Annotated in this window: 1 protein-coding gene; it reads right to left on the bottom strand. The window is 70.3% G+C overall.

All coding sequences use genetic code 11. The features are described 5' to 3' along the window. The coding region (locus C471_RS17310) for a hypothetical protein (protein WP_004045576.1) at positions 1-259 on the bottom strand (259 nt) is incomplete at both ends.

Below are 259 nucleotides of genomic sequence, written 5' to 3'. Positions count from 1 at the left end.
CGTTGGCGATCCCGTCGAGGTCCTCTGGCGCGCGCCACTCCAGGTGAAGGTGGACGTCGCCCAGCGATTCCTGGGGCTGGACGTTCCCGCTGACGTTTGAGTTCACCTCGAAGTAGTCAGCGGTCTCGACCCAGTCCGGCTCGGACCCGTCCGGCTTCTGCCAGTCGTCTAGCGTGGCGTCGTCGCCGTTCCAGAGGACGGTCGCGTCGCCCGGCGGGTCGCCACTGAGCCCGCCGGCGGCGGGTTCGACCCGGTCCGG

Origin of the sequence: Halorubrum saccharovorum DSM 1137 (assembly GCF_000337915.1) — an archaeon.
In the GTDB taxonomy this organism is placed as follows: Archaea; Halobacteriota; Halobacteria; order Halobacteriales; family Haloferacaceae; genus Halorubrum; species Halorubrum saccharovorum.
Note: the sequence above shows the minus strand (reverse complement) of the source record. Positions and strands in the feature narration are given on the sequence as shown.